The organism is Rhizobium sp. IBUN (assembly GCF_000510625.1).
GTDB lineage: Bacteria > Pseudomonadota > Alphaproteobacteria > Rhizobiales > Rhizobiaceae > Rhizobium > Rhizobium altiplani.
The window spans coordinates 344069-367143 of the sequence record NZ_AZNV01000001.1 but is presented as its reverse complement, the minus strand read 5'-3'; the positions used below and the strand labels follow the sequence as shown (position 1 = coordinate 367143).

Annotated in this window: 25 protein-coding genes; 11 read left to right on the top strand and 14 right to left on the bottom strand. The window is 60.5% G+C overall.

Annotated features, from left to right (window positions below):
• Positions 1–19 precede the first annotated feature (19 nt).
• Both rlmN and RHIBUN_RS0101680 read right to left on the bottom strand, forming a co-directional pair.
• Positions 20–1252 carry a 23S rRNA (adenine(2503)-C(2))-methyltransferase RlmN gene (gene rlmN / locus RHIBUN_RS0101685; protein WP_025658155.1) on the bottom strand — a complete coding sequence of 411 codons (1233 nt, stop codon included), beginning with the start codon at positions 1250–1252 and terminating at the stop codon, positions 20–22.
• Between the two features lie 227 nt (positions 1253–1479).
• Positions 1480–2049, bottom strand: coding sequence for an invasion associated locus B family protein (locus RHIBUN_RS0101680; RefSeq protein ID WP_025658154.1), 570 nt, complete (start codon positions 2047–2049; stop codon positions 1480–1482).
• Positions 2050–2382: 333 nt separating this feature from the next.
• Here RHIBUN_RS0101680 and RHIBUN_RS0101675 point away from each other — a divergent pair, with 333 nt between their 5' ends.
• Complete coding sequence (locus tag RHIBUN_RS0101675; protein WP_025658153.1) at positions 2383–2943, top strand: sigma-70 family RNA polymerase sigma factor; 561 nt, start codon at positions 2383–2385, stop codon at positions 2941–2943.
• 7 nt (positions 2944–2950) lie between these two features.
• Here RHIBUN_RS0101675 and RHIBUN_RS0101670 read toward each other — a convergent pair whose 3' ends face one another.
• Positions 2951–3340 (bottom strand): YkvA family protein, encoded by a 390-nt coding sequence (locus RHIBUN_RS0101670; protein WP_018855797.1) that lies wholly within the window; start codon positions 3338–3340, stop codon positions 2951–2953.
• Positions 3341–3391: 51 nt separating this feature from the next.
• Positions 3392–3697, bottom strand: a complete 306-nt coding sequence (locus tag RHIBUN_RS0101665; protein ID WP_018855798.1) for a 4a-hydroxytetrahydrobiopterin dehydratase — start codon at positions 3695–3697, stop codon at positions 3392–3394.
• A gap of 34 nt (positions 3698–3731) precedes the next feature.
• Between RHIBUN_RS0101665 and RHIBUN_RS0101660 the strand changes: the two genes are divergently transcribed.
• Positions 3732–4232: a low molecular weight protein-tyrosine-phosphatase gene (locus RHIBUN_RS0101660; protein ID WP_025658152.1), complete on the top strand. Its 501-nt coding sequence runs from the start codon at positions 3732–3734 to the stop codon at positions 4230–4232.
• On the opposite strand, the gene thpR is transcribed toward RHIBUN_RS0101660, so the two are convergent.
• Both thpR and RHIBUN_RS0101650 read right to left on the bottom strand, forming a co-directional pair.
• Complete coding sequence (gene thpR / locus RHIBUN_RS0101655; RefSeq protein ID WP_025658151.1) at positions 4139–4732, bottom strand: RNA 2',3'-cyclic phosphodiesterase; 594 nt, start codon at positions 4730–4732, stop codon at positions 4139–4141. The genes RHIBUN_RS0101660 and thpR overlap by 94 nt on opposite strands.
• A 68-nt stretch (positions 4733–4800) precedes the next feature.
• Complete coding sequence (locus RHIBUN_RS0101650) at positions 4801–5445, bottom strand: arylesterase (RefSeq protein ID WP_025658150.1); 645 nt, start codon at positions 5443–5445, stop codon at positions 4801–4803.
• A gap of 53 nt (positions 5446–5498) precedes the next feature.
• Here RHIBUN_RS0101650 and RHIBUN_RS0101645 point away from each other — a divergent pair, with 53 nt between their 5' ends.
• From RHIBUN_RS0101645 to RHIBUN_RS0101630, 4 genes are all read left to right on the top strand, one after another.
• Entirely contained in the window at positions 5499–6206 is a 708-nt protein-coding gene (locus RHIBUN_RS0101645; protein ID WP_025658149.1) for an ABC transporter ATP-binding protein, read from the top strand.
• Positions 6203–8746 carry an ABC transporter permease gene (locus tag RHIBUN_RS0101640; RefSeq protein WP_025658148.1) on the top strand — a complete coding sequence of 848 codons (2544 nt, stop codon included), beginning with the start codon at positions 6203–6205 and terminating at the stop codon, positions 8744–8746. The genes RHIBUN_RS0101645 and RHIBUN_RS0101640 overlap by 4 nt, the downstream gene beginning before the upstream one ends.
• Positions 8747–8924: 178 nt before the next feature.
• Positions 8925–9653: a Bax inhibitor-1/YccA family protein gene (locus RHIBUN_RS0101635; protein ID WP_025658147.1), complete on the top strand. Its 729-nt coding sequence runs from the start codon at positions 8925–8927 to the stop codon at positions 9651–9653.
• Between the two features lie 109 nt (positions 9654–9762).
• Positions 9763–10320, top strand: coding sequence for a GNAT family N-acetyltransferase (locus RHIBUN_RS0101630; RefSeq protein WP_025658146.1), 558 nt, complete (start codon positions 9763–9765; stop codon positions 10318–10320).
• Between the two features lie 7 nt (positions 10321–10327).
• Here RHIBUN_RS0101630 and RHIBUN_RS0101625 read toward each other — a convergent pair whose 3' ends face one another.
• From RHIBUN_RS0101625 to acnA, 3 genes are all read right to left on the bottom strand, one after another.
• Positions 10328–10729 carry a DUF2794 domain-containing protein gene (locus tag RHIBUN_RS0101625; protein WP_018855806.1) on the bottom strand — a complete coding sequence of 134 codons (402 nt, stop codon included), beginning with the start codon at positions 10727–10729 and terminating at the stop codon, positions 10328–10330.
• Positions 10730–11094: 365 nt separating this feature from the next.
• Positions 11095–11832: a thioredoxin family protein gene (locus RHIBUN_RS0101620; RefSeq protein WP_018855807.1), complete on the bottom strand. Its 738-nt coding sequence runs from the start codon at positions 11830–11832 to the stop codon at positions 11095–11097.
• A gap of 235 nt (positions 11833–12067) precedes the next feature.
• The gene (gene acnA / locus RHIBUN_RS0101615; protein WP_025658145.1) at positions 12068–14758 is read right to left on the bottom strand and encodes an aconitate hydratase AcnA; all 2691 of its coding nucleotides are present in this window, start codon (positions 14756–14758) and stop codon (positions 12068–12070) included.
• A gap of 258 nt (positions 14759–15016) precedes the next feature.
• Here acnA and ccmA point away from each other — a divergent pair, with 258 nt between their 5' ends.
• Genes ccmA through RHIBUN_RS0101590 form a run of 5 tightly spaced genes read left to right on the top strand, consistent with a single transcriptional unit; the run spans position 15017 to position 17902 of the window.
• Positions 15017–15664, top strand: coding sequence for a heme ABC exporter ATP-binding protein CcmA (ccmA, locus tag RHIBUN_RS0101610; RefSeq protein WP_025658144.1), 648 nt, complete (start codon positions 15017–15019; stop codon positions 15662–15664).
• On the top strand, positions 15661–16320 hold the full coding sequence (gene ccmB / locus RHIBUN_RS0101605; protein ID WP_025658143.1) for a heme exporter protein CcmB: 660 nt from the start codon (positions 15661–15663) through the stop codon (positions 16318–16320). Before ccmA ends, ccmB begins: the two co-directional genes overlap by 4 nt.
• 48 nt (positions 16321–16368) lie before the next feature.
• Entirely contained in the window at positions 16369–17130 is a 762-nt protein-coding gene (locus tag RHIBUN_RS0101600) for a heme ABC transporter permease (protein WP_018855811.1), read from the top strand.
• A gap of 2 nt (positions 17131–17132) precedes the next feature.
• Complete coding sequence (gene ccmD, locus RHIBUN_RS0101595; protein ID WP_025658142.1) at positions 17133–17300, top strand: heme exporter protein CcmD; 168 nt, start codon at positions 17133–17135, stop codon at positions 17298–17300.
• Positions 17297–17902 carry a DsbE family thiol:disulfide interchange protein gene (locus tag RHIBUN_RS0101590; RefSeq protein WP_025658141.1) on the top strand — a complete coding sequence of 202 codons (606 nt, stop codon included), beginning with the start codon at positions 17297–17299 and terminating at the stop codon, positions 17900–17902. Before ccmD ends, RHIBUN_RS0101590 begins: the two co-directional genes overlap by 4 nt.
• On the opposite strand, the gene RHIBUN_RS0101585 is transcribed toward RHIBUN_RS0101590, so the two are convergent.
• The 5 genes from RHIBUN_RS0101585 to dapF all read right to left on the bottom strand — a co-directional run bounded on the left by RHIBUN_RS0101585 (position 17903) and on the right by dapF (position 22980).
• Positions 17903–18490 (bottom strand): DUF2585 domain-containing protein, encoded by a 588-nt coding sequence (locus RHIBUN_RS0101585; RefSeq protein WP_025658140.1) that lies wholly within the window; start codon positions 18488–18490, stop codon positions 17903–17905.
• A complete protein-coding gene (locus RHIBUN_RS0101580; protein ID WP_018855815.1) occupies positions 18487–19131 on the bottom strand; it encodes a septation protein A in 645 nt (214 codons plus the stop codon). Before RHIBUN_RS0101580 ends, RHIBUN_RS0101585 begins: the two co-directional genes overlap by 4 nt.
• A gap of 64 nt (positions 19132–19195) precedes the next feature.
• Positions 19196–20788 (bottom strand): signal recognition particle-docking protein FtsY, encoded by a 1593-nt coding sequence (ftsY, locus tag RHIBUN_RS0101575; protein ID WP_025658139.1) that lies wholly within the window; start codon positions 20786–20788, stop codon positions 19196–19198.
• Positions 20789–20803: 15 nt separating this feature from the next.
• On the bottom strand, positions 20804–22078 hold the full coding sequence (gene mtaB, locus RHIBUN_RS0101570) for a tRNA (N(6)-L-threonylcarbamoyladenosine(37)-C(2))-methylthiotransferase MtaB (RefSeq protein WP_025658138.1): 1275 nt from the start codon (positions 22076–22078) through the stop codon (positions 20804–20806).
• Positions 22075–22980: a diaminopimelate epimerase gene (gene dapF, locus RHIBUN_RS0101565; protein ID WP_025658137.1), complete on the bottom strand. Its 906-nt coding sequence runs from the start codon at positions 22978–22980 to the stop codon at positions 22075–22077. Before dapF ends, mtaB begins: the two co-directional genes overlap by 4 nt.
• Between the last annotated feature and the right edge of the window lie 95 nt (positions 22981–23075).

Here is a 23075-nt window from a genome sequence, read left to right as displayed (position 1 = left end):
AACGGATCAAACTTGCTGATCAGTCGTCGGCGCCATGGTTGGCGATCATCATCGCCTCGAAGGCCAGCCGCTCGGTCTTGCGCATGCGCTCCGACTCCGACTTCAGCTGACCGCAGGCCGCGAGAATGTCGCGGCCGCGTGGCGTGCGGATCGGCGAGGCATAGCCGGCCGAATTGATGAAATCGGCGAACTTCTCGATCTGCGCCCAGTCGGAACACTGGTAGTTGGTGCCCGGCCACGGATTGAACGGAATGAGGTTGATCTTCGCCGGCACGCCCTTTAGCAGCTGGACGAGGCCCTTAGCGTCCTCGAGGCTGTCGTTGACGTCCTTCAGCATCACATATTCGAAGGTGATGCGGCGGGCGTTCGACAGGCCGGGATACTTCCGGCACGCGTCGATCAGCTCCTTCAGCGGATATTTCTTGTTGATCGGCACCAGGATGTCGCGCAGGTCGTCGCGGACGGCATGCAGAGAGATCGCCAGCATCACGCCGATCTCATCGCCGGTGCGGAAGATTTCAGGCACGACGCCCGAGGTGGAAAGCGTCACGCGACGCTTGGAGAGCGAAAGCCCGTCGCCATCTGTGGCGATCAGCAACGCCTGCTTCACGGCGTCGAAATTATAGAGCGGCTCGCCCATGCCCATCATCACAATGTTGCTGACCTTGCGGCCTTCCGCCGGCATGATGGTGCCCTGCGGCGCTTCACGGTCCGGGAAGTCGCCCAGCCGATCGCGAGCCAGCAGAAGCTGCGAGAGTATTTCCTCAGCCGTCAAATTGCGCACCAGACGCTGCGTTCCGGTATGACAGAAGGAGCAGGTCAACGTGCAGCCCACCTGGCTGGAGATGCAAAGCGTACCGCGACCCTCTTCCGGGATGTAGACGGCCTCGATCTCGACCGGTCGCCCCGCCCCGCGCGGCGGGAAACGCAGCAGCCACTTGCGGGTGCCATCGTTGGACACCTGCTCCTCGACGATATCAGGACGCGCGATGGTGAAATGCTGCTTCAGCATCTCGCGCATGTCCTTGGCGACATTCGTCATGTGATCAAAATCGGAGACGCCGCGCACGTAGATCCAGTTCCAGAGCTGGGCAACGCGCATCTTGATCTGCTTGTCCGGCACGCCCTTTTCGCGCAGCGCAGCACCCATCTCTTCGCGGCTCAAGCCGATCAGCGAGGGTTTCTGGCCGGCGTCGAGCTGCGGCAACACGCCGGCAGGCTTCGTAACAGTCATCGCATCCATGACGGACATAGTCTCTTATCCCGAATTCAACATGCAATCGCCCCGGTAAGCCGGATGACTTGCGGGCACGACAGGCATGATGGCAGAAATTGAATGCGGACCGGGCGGCAAAGCCGCAATCTATCCGCTGTTGCGCGGGCCTTTAGCATCATTTTCGCCGCGCGTCACTATAGATGGAAACGACGAAGGCCGACACAAGGCCGGCCTCCTGAAATTTCGTCACCGTAACAGGAGGCTTACTTGCAGCCTTCAACCTGCTTTAGTGCAGCAGAAATGCCGGACAGCGAGTAGCTGTAGGAGGTCGACGTGCCCTTGCGCGATGTCGCGTTGACCGTCATCGAGTGGCCCCCCTTCATCGCCGCGACGAGCGCCGGCTCCTGAGCTGCGTTCTCGACCCAGCCGGCCTTGTCCTTGGTGAACATCACGAAGGTCTTGTTGTCGATCACGACATCGATCTTCGAGTTCTCCTTGACGGTGTAGCCCATCATTGCCTGCGGCTCGTAGGAAATGTTCTGGCCGGGGCGCTGAGAGACGATGAAGAAGTTGTCGCCGTGATCGATGCCGGCCGGCTTCTTTTCCGTGGGTACGGACAGAACGTAGCAGACAGTGTTCGCGCCGGACTTGTAGGAATAGGCGCCCCAAGCCTGGAACTGCTGGATCCGTGTCGGCGCTGTCGAAGCCGGAGTAGCCTGCGGCTGCGCTGCCTGTGGCTGCGCCGCGGGCTGCGACTTCTTGGTCTGAGCGGATGCAATGCCGGCGCCGGCGAGAACGAGGGAAATGGCGATTGCGGTACTTCTAAGAAACATGGATATCCTGCCGGTTCTTGCGATTCGAGCCCGAAGCGAACGGGCGGCGCATAATCACGATCTGCTTTATTTTGACTTAATTCAGGTTACCAAAGCGTCAACGGGGACTGCTAGAAGTCCCTGCCTGTTCCATTCTCACCCAAGTGTCAACATCGGACGCGGCGCCTCGCCCGTAATGAAGTGATGCCGCGTGCGCACACGGATCAATGTCACGGATGAATCTAAGACATAAAGATTCAGGCAAGAGTTTGACCTTTTCAGAAACCGTTGTACGTCAATAAGTATTAGAAATCCGCTGGAGAATTCGCTGAGCCAGGGGGCTTTAGGCCAGACATGGATGCCGAAGAGAAACAGCGCTTCGCCGCCCTCGCAAGGGCCGTTGCGGAACGCCGCGACCAGGAGGCATTCACCGTGCTGTTCGATTACTTCGCACCGCGCCTCAAATCGTGGTTACTGCGCCAAAGAATGTCGAGCGGCGAGGCCGAGGAGCTTGTTCAGGAAGTGATGATCGTGCTCTGGCACAAAGCCGAGCTTTACGATCCAGCGCGATCCTCTCTGTCGACCTGGCTTTTTCGCATCGCCCGCAACCGTCGGATCGATCTCCAGCGCCGGGCCAAAGCGCGCACACTGGACCAGGCAGACCCGGCATTGCAGCCGGTCGCGGAAAGCGGCGCAGACGAGATCCTCGTAAACGACGATCGCGATGCCCATATTCGGGCCGCTGTCAGCCGACTCCCGGAAGAACAGCGGGAGATGCTCCGCGCCGCCTTCTTTCTCGGCCAATCCCATTCGCAAATCGCCGAGGCGACCGGCTTGCCGCTCGGGACGGTAAAATCCCGCATCCGGCTTGCCTTCGGAAAGCTCCGAAAGGTTCTGGAGGCCGAGGGCGCCTGAGGTAACGCTAGATCGTCTTCATGCCTTCAGGCTTATCGGCGAGCGCACGGTCCGCTGCTTCATAGTGCTTCGGTTTCAGATGCCTGCTGACCATGGCGAAGGCCGCGGAAAGGACCGCTACGTCATCCGAAAACCCGATCACGGCAAAAACATCAGGGATCATGTCAACAGGCATGACGAAATAGGCGAGTGCCGCCAGCAGAACGCCGCGCACCCTTGTCGGCGTCTGGGGATCCATCGCGCAGTAGAATGCAGCGACGACATCACGCGCGAACGGGATCTGCCGTACGGCCTTCTTGAAGGTCGGCCAGAATTTCTTGCGCACCGTCTCTTCGCGCCGGCTTTGCGTATCATCGTCGCCCGGCAGCAGGATCTCACCGAATTTGACGTCGTCCATTCCGATTGGTCCTCTCTTTCACGCGCACATATGGTGACGGCGGCACCGGATTCAATCAAGTCGGCGCGCCGCCGCCTTCTCCATCGCTGCCGCCAGCTTGAAATCGAGCTCCGTCAAGCCGCCGGCGTCATGGGTGTTAAGCTTTACGTCGACGCGCGAATAGACGTTGAACCATTCGGGATGGTGATTGAGCCGTTCCGCAGCAAGTGCCGCTTCGGTCATAAAGCCGAACGCCTCAACGAAATTGCGAAACTTGAAGCTTCGCGATATCGCCGTGCCGGCAGCGTCGAGCGACCAGCCGTCAAGCTTGGCGAGCTCGGCAGCGATTGCTTGACGTTCCAGTTTTTCCCGTTTCATGCGATTGTCCCTTCTCTTCCGTCATGGACCACAGATGAAACGCATTAGCATCCTGTTTGTTTGCATGGGCAATATCTGCCGCTCGCCTCTTGCCGAGGGGATCTTCTCGCACCTCGTCGATGCGGCCGGATTTGCCGAGCGTTTTGAGATCGACTCGGCCGGCACCGGCGGCTGGCACGAGGGCGAGCATCCGGATCGGCGCTCGATCGCCACCGCGAGAGGCCACGGGATCGACATTTCCCGGCAACGCGCGCGTCAGATCAGGACGAAGGATTTCAGCGGCTTCGACCTGATCCTCGCGATGGATCGCGCAAATGTCGCCGAACTGCATCGCATGAGCCCGGGAGCCGCAAATATCCGCCTGTTCGGCGATTTCGCTTTGGCAAGCGGCGAGGATATACCCGACCCCTATTTCGGCGACAGCGACGGCTTCGAACGCGTCTACGCCAGGCTCTTTGCCGGCTGCAGGAAGCTGCTCGAGACGCTGGGCACCGACAATGCCTCGTGGAGAGGGAAGATCTCCTCCGTCAAATAAGGCCCACCGCCGACCGATTCCCTTGACGACAGCAGAACGAAGCGCGGAACGGTGAAGGCCGAAGTCTGGAAGTTTCCACGCCCGGCGAGATAGTGCACGACATCGTCGACCCGCGACGACTTCAACCGCGCCAGCGTGACATGCGGCGTGAACTTGCGGGGATCAGGCGGCAATCCGATGCGCTGGCAGATCCGCTCGATTTCGGCCTGGAGGGCGTACATCTCGGGTGAAGACGAGACGCCGGCCCACACCGAATGCGGTTTTTTGGACCCGAATGCGCCGATACCATCGAGACGTATCTGGAATTCGGGCCGGTCGATGCGGTCGAGCCGATCGACAATTTCGTCTGCCGTGCGTCCATCGACATCGCCGATGAAGCGCAAAGTGATGTGGTAGTTTTCCACATCGATCCATCTTGCACCAGGGAGACCACCGCGCAGCAATGAGAGGCTCATCGCGGCATTGCGCGGAATTTCGAGGGCGGTAAACAGTCTCGGCATAACGAGCACTCCCCGAATCTTTTGCAGGTGCTCACACGGAATCACGCATTGAACACCTGCGCAAGTCCCTAATTCTTCACAGTAGAAATCGTTCCTAAGAATTGCGTGATAGCCGGCTCCATCTTTTCGACCATCACATCGATCCCTTTGCTGTTCGGGTGCATCCCATCCTCAAGCTTCAGACCGGCATCGAGCGCGACACCGTCGAGAAAGAAGGGATATAGCGCAACGCCATGTTTTTGCGCGAGTTTCGCGTAGATCGAGTTGAAGCGCCCCGCATAGTCGCCGCCCATGTTCGGCGGCGCCAGCATACCGACGAGAAGGACCGCAACACCACGTTCCTTTAGCCGAGCAATTATCTGATCGAGGTTCTTTTCACTTTCCTCCGGAGGGATGCCGCGCAGGGCATCATTGCCGCCCAGTTCGAGAATCACGCCATCGGTGCCGTCGGGGACCGACCAATCGATTCGCGCAAGACCACCGGCCGTCGTGTCGCCGGACACGCCCGCGTTCGCGATCGATACGTCGACACCCTTGGCTGTCAGGGCTGCTTGCAACTTTTCTGGAAAGCCATCTCCGGGAGGGAGTTGGTAGCCCGCCATAAGGCTGTCGCCAAAACCGACCAGGCTGATTGTCTTTGCATTGGCTACGACCGCAAAGGCCATCGTCGCAACAATGACGGCGATGTGAAGGCCGGCAACTTTAAAACTCATTCCGCTTTCCCTAGATTGGCAAGACAATCGGCATCTATATAGGGCGAATACTGTTGGCAAAAACCATCATCGAGTTGAAGCGCGCCGATTTGACGCTTGGCAGCGCCGCCGCCTCCGTCCATGTTTTGAAGGGCATCGACCTCACGATCGGCACCGGAGAGTCGGTTGGCATCGTCGGACCATCGGGTTCCGGAAAATCGACGTTGCTGATGGTGCTCGCAGGGCTGGAAAGACTCGATAGTGGCGAAATCAATGTCAGCGGCACACCGCTACATGCCCTGAGTGAAGACCAGATGGCCGACTTCCGCGGCCGCAATATCGGTATCGTCTTCCAATCCTTCCACCTGATCGCCAACATGACGGCCCTGGAAAACGTCGCTGTGCCGCTGGAGCTTGCCAACCTTCCCAATCCGTTCGAAATCGCCCGCCGTGAATTGAAATCCGTCGGGCTTGGCGATCGGTTGAACCACTATCCCGGCCAGCTTTCCGGCGGCGAACAGCAACGGGTGGCGATTGCACGCGCGCTCGCACCGTCACCGGCGCTGCTGATCGCCGACGAACCCACCGGCAATCTCGACACCGACACCGGCCGGCAGATTGCGGATCTCCTGTTTTCCAAACAGGCCGAGCGGGGGATGACGCTGCTGCTCGTCACCCACGACACCGCGCTCGCCAAACGCTGCTCCAGGCAGATTCGGGTTCGTTCGGGCCAGATCGAGAGCGATAGTGCGCCTGTCCAGCCTGAGGCGGCGATTGCATGACATTGCTGACCCCGCGCGTCTCCCTCGCCTTTCGTCTCGCGCTCCGCGAGCTGCGCGGCGGGCTTCGCGGCTTCTACATCTTTCTGGCCTGCATCGCTCTCGGCACCGGCGCGATTGCAGCCGTCAACTCGGTTTCGCAGTCCATCACCAACACGATCGCCACGCAAGGTCAGGAGATTCTGGCTGGCGACGCACGCTTCGAGCTCAACAATCGCGAGGCGACGGAAGCCGAAATGGACTTCCTGCGCGGCTTCGGCAAAGTATCGGTGTCGACAGGCCTGCGCTCGATGGCGCGCAAGCCCGACGGCTCGGATCAGGCGCTGGTCGAGGTCAAGGCAGTCGATGGCGCCTATCCGCTCTACGGCACCTTCGCGGCCGAACCGAATTATCCGCTGCACGCGCTTCTGTCGGGGCAGAGCGGCACCTATGGCGCGGTGGCCGCTCCGCTTCTGCTGGATCGGCTCGGCCTCTCCATCGGAGATGAGATCCTCCTGGGCAATGTCATTCTGAATATCACCGGTACTGTCAAGACGGAGCCGGACGCGGTTTCGGAAGGTTTTGGTTTCGCGCCCCGGCTGCTTGTGAGCAGGGAAGCACTGAAGGCGTCCGGCCTCATCCAGACCGGCAGCCTGGTCGAACATGCCTACAAGATTCGCATGGACGACCAGGCCGAGAGATCCACGCTGCGCGATCGGGCCGGCAAGGAATTTCCATCCGCCGGCTGGTCGATCCGCACCAGCGACCGGGCAGCCCCTGCGCTGACGGAGAACATTGAGCGTTTCTCGCAGTTCCTGACGCTGGTCGGACTGACGGCCCTGATCGTCGGTGGTGTCGGCGTCGCGAATGCCGTGCGTGCCTTCCTCGATTCCAAGCGCACGACCATTGCGACATTCAAATGCCTTGGGGCGCCCGCCGCGACCGTCGTGTTGATCTATCTTTTCCAGATCGCCATCATTGCCTTGGGCGGGATGGTGATCGGCCTCGTCATCGGGGCGCTGGCGCCAATCGTAGCGTCGCAATTTCTGGCGCAGTTCCTGCCGGTCTCCACGGCTCTGACGTTCTACCCCGGGGCTCTGGCCCTCGCAGTCCTTTTCGGTATTTTGACAACGCTGGCCTTTGCCATCATGCCGCTCGGGCATTCACGAGAGGTTCCGGCAACGGCCCTGTTCCGTGAGCAGGGCTTCGAGGCGCGGGGCTTGCCTTCCTGGCCCTACATCCTTCTCGCTGCGACCTTTCTTGTTGCCCTTGCCGGCCTTGCCGTCGTAACCGCGTATGATCGTTTCATCGCGATGGTCTTTGTCGGCGCGATCGCCTTCGCTTTCGTGATCCTGCGGCTTGTCGCAGCCGGCATTGCTTGGCTGGCGCGCCGCAGCCCGCGGGTGAATTCGCCAGCCTTGCGGCTCGCAATCGGCAACATCCACCGGCCTGGCGCACTGACGCCCTCCGTCGTCCTGTCTCTCGGTCTTGGCCTCGCACTACTCGTGACGCTCACCCTCATCGACGGCAACATGCGCCAGCAACTGACCGGGCGCATGTCCGCCGGCGCGCCGAATTTTTTCTTCGTGGACATTCAGGGGTCGGAACTCGAGACATTTCGCAGCGTCGTCAAAGCCGGTTCGCCGGATGGCAAACTGGTCGAAGTGCCGATGCTGCGCGGCCGGATCCTCGCCTTTAACGGCGAGGACGTTACCAAGCGCAAGGTTCCGCCCGGCGGCCAGTGGGTGCTGCGTGGCGACCGCGGCATCACTTATTCGGAAGCGCTGCCGGAAAATGCATCGCTGACCGAGGGATCATGGTGGCCGAAGGACTATAGCGGCGAACCGCTCGTCTCCTTCTCTGCCGAGGAGGCAAATGAACTCGGCCTGAAGATCGGTGACACCGTCACCGTCAACGTGCTCGGCCGCAACATCACCGCGAGGATTGCGAGCCTGCGCAAGGTCGAGTGGGAGTCGCTTTCCATCAACTTCGTGATGATCTTCTCGCCGAATACATTTCGCGGCGCCCCGCACGCCTGGCTCGCGACGCTCACCGACCCGACGGCGACCTCTGGCCAGGAGGCCGCGATCTTGAAGTCCGTTACAAACACGTATCCGACCATCACAAGCGTGCGGGTCAAGGACGCGATCGACATCGTCAACACGCTGGTGGCGCAGTTGGCGACTGCGATCCGCGCCGCTGCCTCCGTTGCGCTGATCGCCTCGGTCCTGGTTCTGGCCGGCGCGCTGGCCGCCGGTAACCGCGCCCGTACCCATGACGCGGTCGTCCTCAAGACACTCGGCGCGACGAGGCGAATGCTGATCCGTGCCTTCTGCTACGAATATTTGATCCTTGGGGCGGCGACCGCAGTCTTCGCCCTTTTTGCCGGCGGCGTTGCGGCCTGGTTCATCACCGCCCGGATCATGCGCATCCCCTCGCACTTCCTGCCCGATGTTGCCGGCCTGACACTTGTGACGGCTCTGGTTCTGACCGTTGGTATCGGACTCATCGGCACCTGGCGCATCCTCGGCCAGAAAGCGGCACCCGTTTTGCGCGAACTCTGATTGATCAAACGGAGAAATTTCCTTCACCTTACGGCGATTTAACCCGATCGCGGGTTGCAAGGGCCTTGTTTGCGAAAGCCGAAAGGCTCATATTGTGTGCAGGCATGCTGGGCTCCGCAGCGGCGCCCGGGTCGTTGACCCGCCACCGTGTCCACACCGGAGCTTATAAGAGGAAACTATGGCTGACCTTCGTAATTACCAAGGCCGCGTACAGACTGGCGAGATGATCGACCAGGGCCTGCGCAGCTATATGCTCAAGGTCTACAACCTGATGGCGCTGGGTTTGGCGATCACGGGTGTAGCCGCCTATCTGGGCTTCAATTTCGCCGTCCAGGACGGCCAGCTGACGCAGTTTGGCGTATTGCTTTTCCAGTCGCCGCTCCGTTGGGTGATCATCCTTGCACCGCTGGCTGCCGTGTTCTTCCTGAGCTTCAGGATTAACCGGATGAGCGTTGCCGCCGCGCAGACGACCTTCTGGGTCTACGCCGCGCTGGTGGGCCTGTCGCTTTCGTCGATCTTCCTGGTCTACACGCAGTCGAGCATCACGCAGACGTTCTTCGTGACGGCCGCCTCCTTTGGTGCGCTGTCGCTTTACGGCTACACGACCAAGCGTGATCTCTCCGCGATGGGCTCGTTCCTGATCATGGGTCTCTTCGGCCTGATCATCGCGTCGATCGTGAACATCTTCCTGGCATCGTCTGCCCTGCAGTTCGCGGTCTCCGTGATCGGCGTGCTGATCTTCGCAGGCCTTACCGCCTACGACACGCAGCGCATCAAGGAAATGTACTACGCAGCAGACGGCGCGGATGTTGCCGGCCGCAAGGCAATCATGGGCGCACTGACCCTGTATCTGGACTTCATCAACCTCTTCATGTTCCTCCTGCAGTTCATGGGCGACCGCAAATAAGGAACAGGAACGTTATCGAAAAAGGCGGCTTCGGCCGCCTTTTTTGTTGCTCGATCATGCCGAGGATGATTTCTGGAAGAGTCCATCGTCATATCTGCCGGCCGACCGAATGCCCATCTTCCTCCGCGACGCTTCCTCATCCGATCTCCCTGCCATCACGGCCATCTATCGCGAATCCGTACTGAACGGTGTCGCAAGCTACGAGATCGTCCCACCGGACGAGAGCGAGATGGCGGCACGATTTTCCGCAATCACGGGCCAGAGCTACCCCTACATCGCCGCGATCGATGAGAATGGCGGGCTGCTTGGTTACGCCTACGCCTCGGCCTTCCGCACGCGGCCGGCCTATCGCTGGATGGTCGAGGATTCGATCTACCTGGCGCCGGAAGCGCGCGGCAAAGGAATTGGAAGGCTGCTGCTCGCCGAACTGATCCAACGCTGCACCGATCTCGGCTTTCGCCAGATGGTGGCCGTGATCGGCGGCGCGCATCCGGCATCCATTGCCCTGCATCAGACATTGGGCTTTGCAGAAACCGGCCGACTCAAGGCAACAGGCTACAAGCACGGTCGCTGGCTCGACACGATGATCATGCAGCGTGCCCTGGGTGATGGGGCGGCGACCGACCCCGATGCCTCGACCTATCCAGGCACGCTGTTCAAGGCCTGAGCTCGAGCTACTTCTCGACCAGCTTCAACGCCTTGTTGAAGACCTTCAGAACCTGGGGGAGTTCGTGCCCACGCTTCAGGATAACGCCGTGCGTATTGATAACGGAATAAGCACCCTGCTTGGCAGTGAGCTTCGGATTCTTCTCGATGCGAAAGAGTGGCATTTCACCTGATCGCTTGAAAACGGAGAAGACGGCACGATCCTTCAGATGATCGATCGCATAGTCCCGCCACTCGCCCTCGCCGACCATGCGGCCATAAATCCATAAAATCGCGTCGAGCTCGCGTCGGTGGAATGTGACCGGCGCTGGATCCTTGCTCTGCTTGTATTCCTTGAGATCTACGACGACTGAGGAACTGTTGTCGGCTGACCGGCTCTCGCCGCGCCGCAAATCCGGCTGATCTGTCATCAGTCTCCCTGTGCCTCCGCTTGTGACGGGTACATGACAGTTTGCCTTAGCGTTTACAAATTGCAAGCGGGCGATCAGTCACATTAATCATAGTCTGTGCAATCTCCCGAGCGCCGCAATTCAGTCAAAACAGCGCCTCATTTGGAGGAGAAATTCCCTCACGACTGCGCCGCGGGGCCGTTCGGACCCGCGTCGCACCTGATTTGCGCATGATCTTTTTGCCGGATTTGGTCTGCTGAAAAGGTTTTGTGCGAGTTTGGCGCCAGCGCGCCAAAGGGCCCGGCTGACCGTATCGACCTTAACCCCAGCCCCGAATACGATCAGCCGGGCCGCCCCGTTTTCCATCCGCAAGGCAGATGAAACGGTCAGATATTCTTCCCAGCCATGACGACCGTCGCTCCGAGAATCGCCGATGGATTGCCGTCGGCGGTGGAGGATTGAAGTAGAATCGCGCAGCCCTCAAGATCCGGCTTCTGCATCACGCTGGCCGGCAGCGTCAAGCTCGTTTCCTTGCCCTCCCACATGCCGACGGTTTCGACATCGGCAACGCTGTTCAGATAAGCAATCTTCTGACCGCTGTTTTCGCCCTTCTCGACCTCGATGGTCTTCTCCCGGTTGAAATAGACCATGACGACATTGGCTTTGCCCTGGCCCGCGCCAATCTTGATCTCGAGTTGGTCGTCGCGCATCTGTGCGGTGACCGGCACCGACAATCCCTTGCCTTCGGCTGCATAGCTATCGATCTTCTTATTGATCGCGCCCAGATCGGCCCCTGCCACATGGTCACGACCATTGACGATAACCTGCGGCGTATAGACATTGGCGCGGCCCATGGTCTGCGCGTAGCCATACTGGCGCTCGGTGTTTTCCTTCGAACTCAGCGTATCGGCCCAGCCCATGTAGTTCCAGTAGTCGACGTGATAAGCGAGGGCGATAACGCCGCCAGCCTCGACAATCTTGCGGAAAGCCGCATCGGCTGGAGGACAAGAAGAACATCCCTGCGAGGTGAAGAGTTCGACCACGCCTTTTGGCGCGTCCTGGGCAAACAGTGGGCCGGCAAGCGCCACACCTGCAACCAGAGAAATCAGAAACCGCGGGGACATTCACTGCACCTTTTCTTCAGCAACCACCGCCACCCTTCGCCGCAGGTTCCGATGTCTGAACGTAGAGATAATGGTTCTCGATCTAAACGGAAAGTCACGAAGGGGTGAGACCAAGCTTCGGAGAAGCCAAGCTGAAACACATCAGCGTGACTGGCCATCTAATACCTCGTGCTCAAACAAAAAGACCGCCGGAAATCTCTTTCCGGCGGTCATTGTCATGCAAGTCTGTTAACAATCAGGCAGCGAGATCGCGCAGAACCGTCTGCAGGATGCCACCGTTGTTGAGGTAGACCACTTCGTCGAGCGTATCGACGCGCGACAGCAGCGGAACTTCCTTCACGGTGCCGTCCCCGTAGGTGATCTTTGCAATCTTCTTTTCGCGCGGCTTGATGTTCTCGAGACCTTCGATGGTGACCATCTCGTCACCCTTCAGGCCGAGGCTCTGCCACGTCGTGCCCTCTTCGAAGACGAAGGGGATGACGCCCATGCCGACGAGGTTCGAGCGGTGGATACGCTCGAAGGACTGTGCGATGACCGCCTTGACGCCGAGCAGGTTGGTGCCCTTCGCGGCCCAGTCGCGGGACGAGCCGTTGCCGTATTCGACACCGGCGAAGATGACGAGCGGAACGCCCTCGGTCTTGTACTGCATAGCCGCGTCGTAGATCGATTCCTCTTCCTTCGACGGGTAATGGATGGTGTAGCCACCTTCCTTGCCGTTCGGGCCGAGCATGTGGTTGCGGATGCGGATGTTGGCAAAGGTGCCGCGCATCATGACTTCATGGTTACCGCGGCGCGTGCCGTACTGGTTGAAGTCGGCGACAGCGACGTGGTTCTCAAGCAGGTAAGCACCAGCCGGAGACGCAGCCTTGATCGAACCGGCAGGCGAAATGTGGTCGGTGGTGATCTTGTCGCCGAATAGGCCGAGAACGCGCGCACCCTTGATATCGGAGATGCCGGTGCCGGTCTTGCCCATGCCCACAAAGTAGGGCGGGTTCTGCACGTAGGTCGACTTGTCATCCCAGGCGTAGGTCTGTCCGGCCGGAACGTTGACGGCCTGCCAGTTTTCATCACCCTTGAAGACGTCGGCGTACTTCGTTTCGTAAAGTTCGCGGGTGACGTACTTCTGGATGAAGTCCTGCACTTCGTGCGAGGTCGGCCAAATGTCCTTGAGATAAACAGGGTTGCCGTTCTGGTCTTCACCGATCGGCTCCTTGGTCAGATCCTTCTGGACCGTGCCGGCCAGCGCGTAGGCAACGACGAGCGGCGGCGAAGCCAGGTAGTTCGCCTGAACATCCGGAGAAATACGGCCTTCGAAGTTGCGGTTGCCCGAGAGCACGCCTGAAACGATCAAGCCCTTGTCGTTGATCGTCTTCGAGATCGGCGCCGGCAGCGGACCGGAGTTACCGATGCAGGTCGTGCAACCGAAGCCGACGAGGTTGAAGCCGAGCTTGTCGAGGTCGGCCTGCAGGCCGGACTTCGCCAGATACTCACCAACGACCTGCGATCCCGGTGCCAGCGAGGTCTTGACCCACGGCTTGGACTTCAGGCCCTTGGCAACGGCGTTGCGGGCAAGAAGACCGGCAGCGATCAGAACCGACGGGTTGGAGGTGTTGGTGCAGGAGGTGATGGCGGCAATCGCCACGTCGCCATGGCCGAGATCGAAGTCGGTGCCTTCGACCGCGTAGCGGTTGGAGAGCTGACCGGGCTTCTTGTAATCGGTGTCCATCGAGCCGGCGAAACCAGAAGCGATGTTTTCGAGCGGGATACGGCCTTCAGGACGCTTCGGGCCGGCCATGGCAGGCACAACGTCGCCGAGGTCGAGTTCCAGCGTATCTGTGAAGACGAGGTCCGAACCATCGCCTTCGCGCCACATGCCCTGTGCCTTTGAGTAGGCTTCGACGAGAGCGATACGGTCCTTACTGCGGCCGGACATGTTGAGGTAGTTGATGGTTTCGCCGTCAACCGGGAAGAAGCCGCAGGTCGCGCCGTATTCCGGACCCATGTTGCCGATGGTCGCGCGGTCGGCGAGCGGCATGTTGTCCATGCCAGGGCCGAAGAATTCAACAAACTTCGAGACAACGCCCTTCTTGCGCAGCATCTGCACGACCATCAGCACGAGATCGGTCGCGGTGACGCCTTCCTTGAGCTTGCCGGTGAGTTTGAAGCCGATGACTTCCGGCAGAAGCATCGAGACCGGCTGGCCGAGCATGGCCGCTTCCGCTTCGATACCGCCGACGCCCCAACCGAGTACGCCAAGGCCGTTGATCATCGTCGTGTGCGAGTCGGTGCCGACGCAGGTGTCCGGATAAGCGATCGTCTCGCCGTCCTCTTCCTTCGTCCAGACGGTCTGGCCGAGATATTCGAGGTTGACCTGGTGACAGATGCCGGTGCCCGGAGGAACGACGCGGAAGTTCTTGAATGCCTGCTGGCCCCACTTCAGGAAGCGGTAGCGCTCGCCGTTGCGCTGGTATTCCAGCTCGACGTTCTTGGCAAATGCCTGCGGCGTACCGAATTCGTCGACGATAACCGAGTGGTCGATGACGAGGTCGACGGGTACCAGCGGGTTGATCTTCTCTGGGTCGCCACCGAGCGACACCATCGCGTCGCGCATCGCGGCGAGGTCGACGACGGCAGGAACGCCCGTGAAGTCCTGCATCAGCACGCGCGCTGGGCGATAGGCGATTTCGTTTTCGACAGCGCCCTTGTTGTTCAGCCATTCGGCAACAGCAATGATGTGGTCCTTCGTCACCGACTGACCGTCTTCGAAGCGAAGCAGGTTCTCGAGCAGAACCTTCATCGAATAGGGAAGCTTCGAAACGCCCGGAAGGCCATTCGCCTCAGCCTTCGGCAGGCTGTAGTAGACGTAGTCCTTACCGTTCACGGTGAGCGTGGAACGACAATTAAAGCTGTCAAGAGATTTAGACACGAGAGACCCCGTTTCTGATAGCGAACACAATCGTGCGGACGCCTATGCACGTAATGCACATCAGGATGCGGGTACGGCCATTTCCGCTGTCCGCACGTGGAGCGAAGCCCATGTTCGGCGCAAGGATGAAATTCACGCCGACCGCTGGCGTGGTTGCGGGTCTTATAGATAATTTCTATGAAAGGTGCCAGAGAGTGCGTGACCCATTTCGGATTTTTTTGCATTGCGATGACTGAAAAATTAAACCACGGAAAAGTCATGCATCTTGAGGCTGCCAATCTGGCTGCGCGCCGGGGCGAAGACCTGATTTTTGAAGGCCTGTCCTTTCGCCTGGAATCGGGCGAAGCACTGGTTTTGACAGGCAAAAATGGATCGGGAAAGTCAACTTTGCTGCGCGTCGTCGCCGGTTTGCTGCATCAGGAAAAGGGCTCGGTCAGCTTCACCGATTCGCTCGGCAACACACACGGGCGCGTCGGGGAAATCAGCCATTATCTCGGTCACCGCAATGCAATGAAGAGCGAGTTGACGGTCGCCGAAAACCTCGATTTCTGGCGGTGCTTTCTTGGCGATAGCCATGGCGCTTCCACCGTCTCGATCGACGAGGCAGCCGAGGCGGTCGGTCTCGAGGGCATCACGCACCTCCCGTTCGGCTACCTCTCCGCCGGGCAGCAGCGCCGCTTCGCGTTCGCCAAGCTGCTTATCGCCCACCGGCCGGTCTGGATCCTTGATGAGCCGACTGCTGCGCTCGATAAAAGCGGCGACCGTCTGTTTGCCGAGCTTGTTGAAGCGCATCGCTGCAACGGCGGCATCGTGCTCGCGGCAACCCACCAGCCGCTAGGACTGGAAGGCGCGCAGGAATTGCAGATGGCGGGATTTGCCCACGCCGGACCGGGAGTGTGGGAATGACTGCCCTGCTTCTGCGAGACCTCAAGCTTTCGATACGCGCCGGCGGCGGCGCGCTGATCGGCGTTCTCTTTTTCTTGACCATTGTCGCGGTCATCCCCTTCGGTGTCGGGCCCGATCTCGCACTGTTGTCCCGCATCGGCCCGGCAATCGTCTGGATCGGTGCGCTGCTTGCGGCGCTGCTCGGTCTTGACCGCCTGTTTCAAGCCGAGCGCGATGATGGCTCACTCGATCTGATGCTGATGCAGGAAACGCCGCTGGTGCTGACGGTGCTCGTCAAATGCCTGGCGCACTGGGTCTCCACCAGCCTGCCGCTGGTTATCGCCTCGCCGTTGCTTGGCCTCTTCATGAATATGAGCGAGACCGCCATCGGCGCGACCATGCTGACGCTGCTCGTCGGTTCTCCCGCGATTACCTTCATCGGTGCCGTCGGCGCGGCCGTTGCTGTCGCCTTGCCGCGTGGCGGTCTGCTGGTGTCGATTCTGGTGCTGCCGCTGACGATCCCCGTGCTGATCTTCGGCGTCAGTGCCACTTACGCGGCGGTCGAGGGGCCATCGCCCTTTCTGCCGCCCTTCCTCATCCTGATGGCGCTGACCCTCTTCTTCGCGGTGATCGGACCGGTGGCTGCCGCGCTTGCGCTGCGTCACACGTCGGATTGATCGGGCACTCGATTGCGGCGTCAGGCATATCGCGGTAAGGAAAACGGCATGAGCGAAACGAGCCTTGCCATCACGAAATTCAGCGACCTCGCCAATCCGACACGGTTTCTGGCGCTGGCCGCACGCATCCTCCCGTGGATGGCCGGTTTCACGGCCCTCTGTTTTATCGTGGGGCTGTATCTCAGCTTCACGACAGAAGGCGACTACCAGCAGGGTGAAACGGTTCGCATCATGTATGTCCACGTGCCGGCCGCGTGGCTGGCGATGATGGGCTACACGATCATGAGCCTCTCGGCCGTCGGCACGCTGGTCTGGCGCCATCCGCTGGCGGATGTGTCGGCGAAGGCCGCAGCCCCGCTCGGCGCCGCCTTCACGCTGATTGCCCTGGTGACTGGGTCCCTCTGGGGCAAGCCGATGTGGGGCACCTGGTGGGTCTGGGACGCCCGGCTCACCTCCGTCTTCGTTCTGTTCCTGATGTATCTCGGGCTCATCGCCCTTAATCGCGCGATCGACGACCCTTCAAAGGCCGCCCGCGTCAGCGCCGTCCTCATTCTGGTTGGCTTCGTCAACATCCCGATCATCAAGTTTTCGGTCGAATGGTGGAATACGCTGCATCAATCCGCGAGTGTGCTGCGCCTCGATGGTCCGGCCATCGATCCCGAGTTCCTGCGGCCGCTGCTGGTGATGGCCGTTGCATTCACCGCGCTCTTCCTCACGCTGCATATCATGGCGATCCGCAACGAGATCTGGCGTCGCCGCGTCGCCGCTCAGCGTCGACTGGCCGCCCGCCTGGCAAGCCGCGAGGGATAGTCATGACACACGCTTTCTATGTCTATGGCGCCTACGGCTTTGCCGCCCTTGTCGCGGCCGCGGTTACCCTTTGGACCTGGGCCGATGGCCGCGCTCGCCGGAAGGAACTGGCAGCCCTTGAAGCCTCCGGCATCCGCCGCCGCTCGGCGCGAACAACGGATGGCCAATGAGCACCACCCCTGAAACTAACTCCGCCAAGCGCGGATTTGGACGCTATGCCGTCGCCTTGATCCCGTTGGTTGTCTTCGCCGGCATCGCAGCCACCGCAGCAAAGATGCTCTATGATCAGGACGTCCACGGCAAGAATATCTCGGAAATCCCCTCCGCACTGATCGGCACGAAGGCGCCGGCGCTGAACCTTCCGCCGCTCGAAGGTGCCAACCTGCCGGCGCTGACCGACAGTGCCATCAAGGGAAAACTGACGCTTGTCAACGTCTTTGCCTCCTGGTGCATTCCCTGTCGCGACGAGCATCCGATCCTGATGCAACTAGCAAAGGACAGCCGGCTCAATGTGGTTGCCATCAACTACAAGGACAAGAACGACAACGCGCTTCGCTTCCTCGGCGAACTCGGCAATCCCTTTACCGCCATCGGCGTCGATCCCAAAGGGCAGGCGGCCATCGATTGGGGTGTCTACGGCATCCCCGAAAGCTATCTCGTCGCCCCTGATGGCACGATCCTCTACAAGCGGGTCGGCCCGTTCGACGATGTCAGTCTCAGGGAAGGCCTCTTCCCCGCCGTGGAGACGGCGCTCGGCAAGCCGGCCTCCTGATCAGAGCGCACTCTGCCAGGTCTTGATCGCCTCGACGGGCCAGATCAGCATCAGCACGTTGAGCGTCAGGTTGTCGCGGATCAGGTAGCCGGTCAGAAGCTCGAAGAAGATCGCGATTGCGATCGTCAGTGCGACCGGCGCCCGCGAGGCGAAGAAGAACCCGATCACCATGAAGATCGTGTCCATTGCAGAATTCAGGATGCTGTCGCCGTAATAGTCGAGCGAGATCGTCGCCGTTCGATAGCGGTCGATGATGACAGGCGAATTTTCCAGCAGTTCCCAGCCGGATTCGATGACGAGCGCCAGAAGCAGCCGCATGGCAATCGGCTTGTCGCGCAAAAGAAGGTACGTAACGCCGTAGAATATGAAGCCGTGAATGATGTGAGACGGCGTGTACCAGTCGGAAATATGCTGAGAGTTACCGCTGGAATTGACGCTACCTTCCCAAAGCTTGATGTATCCGCAGGTGCAGATGGGGGTGCGGCCCATCATATATTCGGCGATGATCTGGATCAGCAGGACCGCACCGCATGCGGCGAACCAGAAGGTCTGGTGCTTGGCTCTCTCTGCCGTATCCAGTGTCGTCACTTCTCGGTCTCTCCCGCCGAGGTCACAGTGTGCTTCATGATGAGCGGCATCTGCGCCATGGTGAAGATGATGGTGATCGGCATCGTGCCCCAGACCTTGAAGGCGATCCAGAAGTCATCGGAGAAGTTGCGCCAGACGACCTCGTTCAGCACCGCCAGGAAGAGGAAGAAGATCCCCCAGCGGATCGTCAGCTTGCGCCATCCCTCGGCATCGAGCTGAAAGGCCGCATTGAAGACGTAGCCGAGCAGCGACTTGCCGAAAGCCAGGCCGCCCAGCAGCGCAACGCCGAAGAGCGCGTTGACGATGGTCGGCTTCATCTTGATGAAGGTCTCGTTCTGCAAGTAGATCGACAGCGATCCGAAGATGACGACCACGATGCCCGACACGAAAGGCATGATCGGCAGATGCCCGAGAATGATCTTCGAGACCACCAGCGAGGTCACCGTCGCCGCCATGAAGAGGGCCGTCGCCACGAACAGTGGTCCGCCAAGCTCCGACAGAGCCGGAAACCTTTCGACCAGCCAGGCGCCGCGCAGGTTGGCGAAGAAGAAGATCAGCAGCGGGCCAAGCTCCAGCGCCAGCTTCAGCATCGGGTGATGCCGGTCGGCCGCGCTTGGGGTGATATCGCTCTCTGTCGTCATTCTATCTCAAATCCGTTTGTGCCACACGAGACGCTTGCCCGTGTTTGTCGGCATATCTGTGGCATTATTGGCCGAGCCCGGCAATGGCATGGGCGAAATCCTCGGCCTCGAAAGGCTCGAGATCATCGACGCCTTCGCCGACGCCGATGAAATAGACCGGCAGCTTGTGCTTGGCAGAGATCGCCACGAGAATGCCGCCACGCGCCGTGCCGTCGAGCTTCGTCATGATCAGTCCGTTCACGCCGGCAACGTTCCTGAAGATTTCCACCTGCGACAGGGCGTTCTGCCCCGTCGTCGCATCGAGCGTCTGCAGCACCGTATGCGGCGCATCCGGATCGAGCTTGCCGAGAACCCGAACGATCTTCTCGAGCTCTGCCATCAGCTCCGCCTTGTTCTGCAGGCGGCCGGCGGTATCGATGATCAACACATCGCACTTCTTTGCCTTGGCCTGCTCGAAGGCATCGTAGGCGAGACCCGCCGCATCGGCACCGAGCTTGGTGCCGATGAATTCAGACTTGGTGCGGTCGGCCCAGATCTTCAGCTGCTCGATGGCAGCGGCGCGGAAGGTATCGCCGGCGGCAACCATCACCTTGAGGCCAGCGCCCGAGAGCTTGGCCGCTAGCTTGCCGATCGTCGTGGTCTTGCCTGTTCCGTTGACGCCGACGACGAGGATGACGTGCGGCTTGTGGCTGAGATCGAGCTGCAATGGTTTGGCGACCGGCTTCAGCACCTTGGCGATCTCGCTTGCCATGATGCGGCTCACGTCCTCGCCGGTGACGTCCTTGCCGTAGCGCTCGGAGGCCAGCGTATCGGTGACGCGCATGGCCGTCTCGACGCCAAGATCGGCCTGGATCAGCAGATCCTCGAGATCCTGCAGCGTGTCGTCATCGAGCTTGCGTTTGGTAAAAAGGGCCGCGATCTGGCCGGTAAGTTGCGACGAGGTGCGGGCAAGGCCGGCGCGCAGGCGCTGGAACCAGGAAAGTCTTGAGGCAGGCACCGGAGGCGCGGACTCGGAAGTCGCGGGACCGGTGGCAAATCCCTTTGGAAGAACGGGAGTCACGGAGATATCTCCGGAAACGCTATCATCCTCCGCCGGCGTGGATACCTCATGCTCGGCGGGAGAGGCCCGATCAGCGATAGGCTGCTGTTCCACATCGGCTTCAGCTGTAAGCTCTGCAGCCGACGTCTCTTCGGTTTCGCCGAGAGATGCTAGTTCCGCGACACTATCATCCTCTGCCCCATCGCCGATTTCCGGCTGCAGGGAAGGCGCAACAGGAACCGTCTCTCCGAGCGTGCTTCCAGCAGGAGTATCGAGCTCCGCTTCGTCTACAAGCAACGAGAGCGGCACAAGACCCACATCGCCTACGTACATCTCAGGCGGCAAGACCTCGGAAACGTCGTCCTCAACGGGTGTGAACGCTTCGGCCTGCTCGGCAAGCTCCTCGATCGAGGCGTCCTCAGCTACGTCATCGGCAGGCCCGCCGGCCGTATCCACCTCTTCCGCCAGAACCAGGTCTGCGGCAACCGGAAGGTTCTCCTCGCGCGAATGCGGCTCCAGCTCGGTTTCGAGCGCTTTCGTCTCGACCGCCCCCGGCGCATGCTCTTCCTCCGGCTTGGGGCCGAAGGTGAAGACCTTTTTGATGAAATTGAACGCCATGAGGATTCCGTAAACTCAGGCCGCGTCGGCGGCCGTCAATTGCATGTCGAGGTGTTTGCCGTTGTGTCCGGTGATGACAGCCTGCACGAAGCTTCGGGGCGCAAGTCCCGCCGCTGCGACAAGCGTGAAGTTCTCGGTATGCGCCAAACCGTTGTTTTCCACCAGCAGCCATTGCTGCGTTCCGACCATTCCGTCGAGATGGGACTGATGCAGGCGATGTCCAGTGGCGCGCAGTCGCGCTGCCCGCTCCTTGACCAGCGCGCGATCGAGCTGCGGCATGCGCGCGGCAGGTGTCCCCGGCCGCGGGCTGTAAGGGAACACGTGGAGATGAGCGATATTGGCCTCTTCCGCCAGCCGCACCGCATTGGCGAACATTTCTTCGCTCTCGGTTGGAAAGCCGGCGATCATGTCCGCGCCGAAGCTCATCTGCGGCCGCAGACGGCGCACGTCGTTGACGAAAGCTAAGGCATCCGCGCTCGAATGGCGACGCTTCATCCGCTTCAGGATCATGTCGTCGCCATGCTGCAGCGAAAGGTGGAGATGCGGCATGAACCGCGCTTCGTCGGCAATGAGGTCCAACAGATGCTTGTCCGCTTCGATGCTGTCGATCGACGAAAGCCGCAGGCGGCGAATATCCGGCACCTGCTTCAACAGCGTCTTGGCAAGCAGCCCGAGCGTCGGCTCTCCGGGAAGACCGGCACCATAGCTGGTCGCGTCGACCCCGGTCAGCACGATCTCCCGGTAGCCACTTTCGACGAGTTTCCGCGCCTGATCGACAACCGCCCCCATCGGCACCGACCGCGAATTTCCTCGGCCATAGGGAATGATGCAGAAGGTGCAGCGGTGGTCGCAGCCGTTCTGGACCTGAATGAAAGCCCGCACATGACCATCGATATGCTTGACCATCTGCGGCGCCGTCTGGCGCACGCTCATGATGTCGTTGACGCGCAGCTTCTCTTCCGCCGAAACGCCGAAATCCGGCAGGGAGCGATAGGAAGCGCGCTTCAGTTTCTCCTCGTTGCCGAGGACAGCATCGACCTCGGCCATATCGGCGAAGGTTTCTTTTTCCGTCTGGGCCGCGCAGCCAGTGACGATGATGCGGGCATGAGGATTGTCGCGCCGCGCACGTCGGATCGCCTGGCGTGCCTGACGCACAGCTTCGCCGGTAACCGCACAGGTATTGACGAGGATGGCATTATTGAGCCCGGCCTTCTCGGCCTGCGCCCGCATCACTTCGGATTCGTAGGTATTGAGACGACAGCCGAAGGTGATGACCTCGACGCCGCTCACCGCGCTTCGGCTCCCGGCGCCGCATCGCGCGACCACGCACCCGTCGACGGATCGAGCGTGCCCGACCATTCCCATTCAGCCGGGCCGGTCATGATGACGTGAGCATCGCGTTCGCGCCATTCGATCGTCAGCACGCCCTGATTGGGGCTGCTTGCAACCTTCACCGCGACTTCGCGCCCGGTCCGTCCGGTGCGAGCGGCGGATACCGCCGTCGCACAAGCGGCAGAACCGCAGGCGAGCGTCAGTCCCGCGCCCCGCTCCCAGGTGCGCGTCGTGATCGAGTTCGGAGAGGTCACCTGCGCCAGCGTGATATTGGCGCGCTCGGGGAACATCGGATGGTTTTCGAGCAGCGGCCCGAAGCGGCCGAGATCGAACGACATCGGATCACGGTCGATCCAGAAGATCGCATGCGGATTGCCCATCGAAGCGACGGAGGGCGAATGCAGCACGGGATTGTCGATCGGCCCGATTTGCAGCTCGATGCGGCTGGTATCGTGGAATTCTTCGGCGAGCGGGATCTTGTCCCAGTCGAAGACCGGCTTGCCCATATCGACTGAGATCGTCCCGTCTTCATGCTCGGTGGCATTGAGGATGCCGGCCACCGTCTGGAATGTGAAAACCTTCTTGCCGGTTTCCGAAGCAAGCGCCTGCACAACGCAGCGCGTGCCGTTGCCACAGGCCTGCGCCTTCGAGCCGTCGGAGTTCAGAATATCGATCCAGGCATCTGTGCCAGCTGCCTTTGGATCATGGATCGCCATGATCTGGTCGAACTGTGTGTCGTCAGCGGCATTCAGCGCGATTGCCGCCGCAGGCGCTACCTTGTCTGTGCGGCCGCGCATGTCGACGACCAGGATCTTGTTGCCAAGCCCGTTCATCTTCGCGAATTCGACCGTTGCGCTCATAGTGTCATGTCCGTCTCTGTTTGGGCTGTATATGGCGGAAATGCGGGGGAATTACCAGTGGCTTGACTGGCGGTGGATGAGCCACACATTGCCAG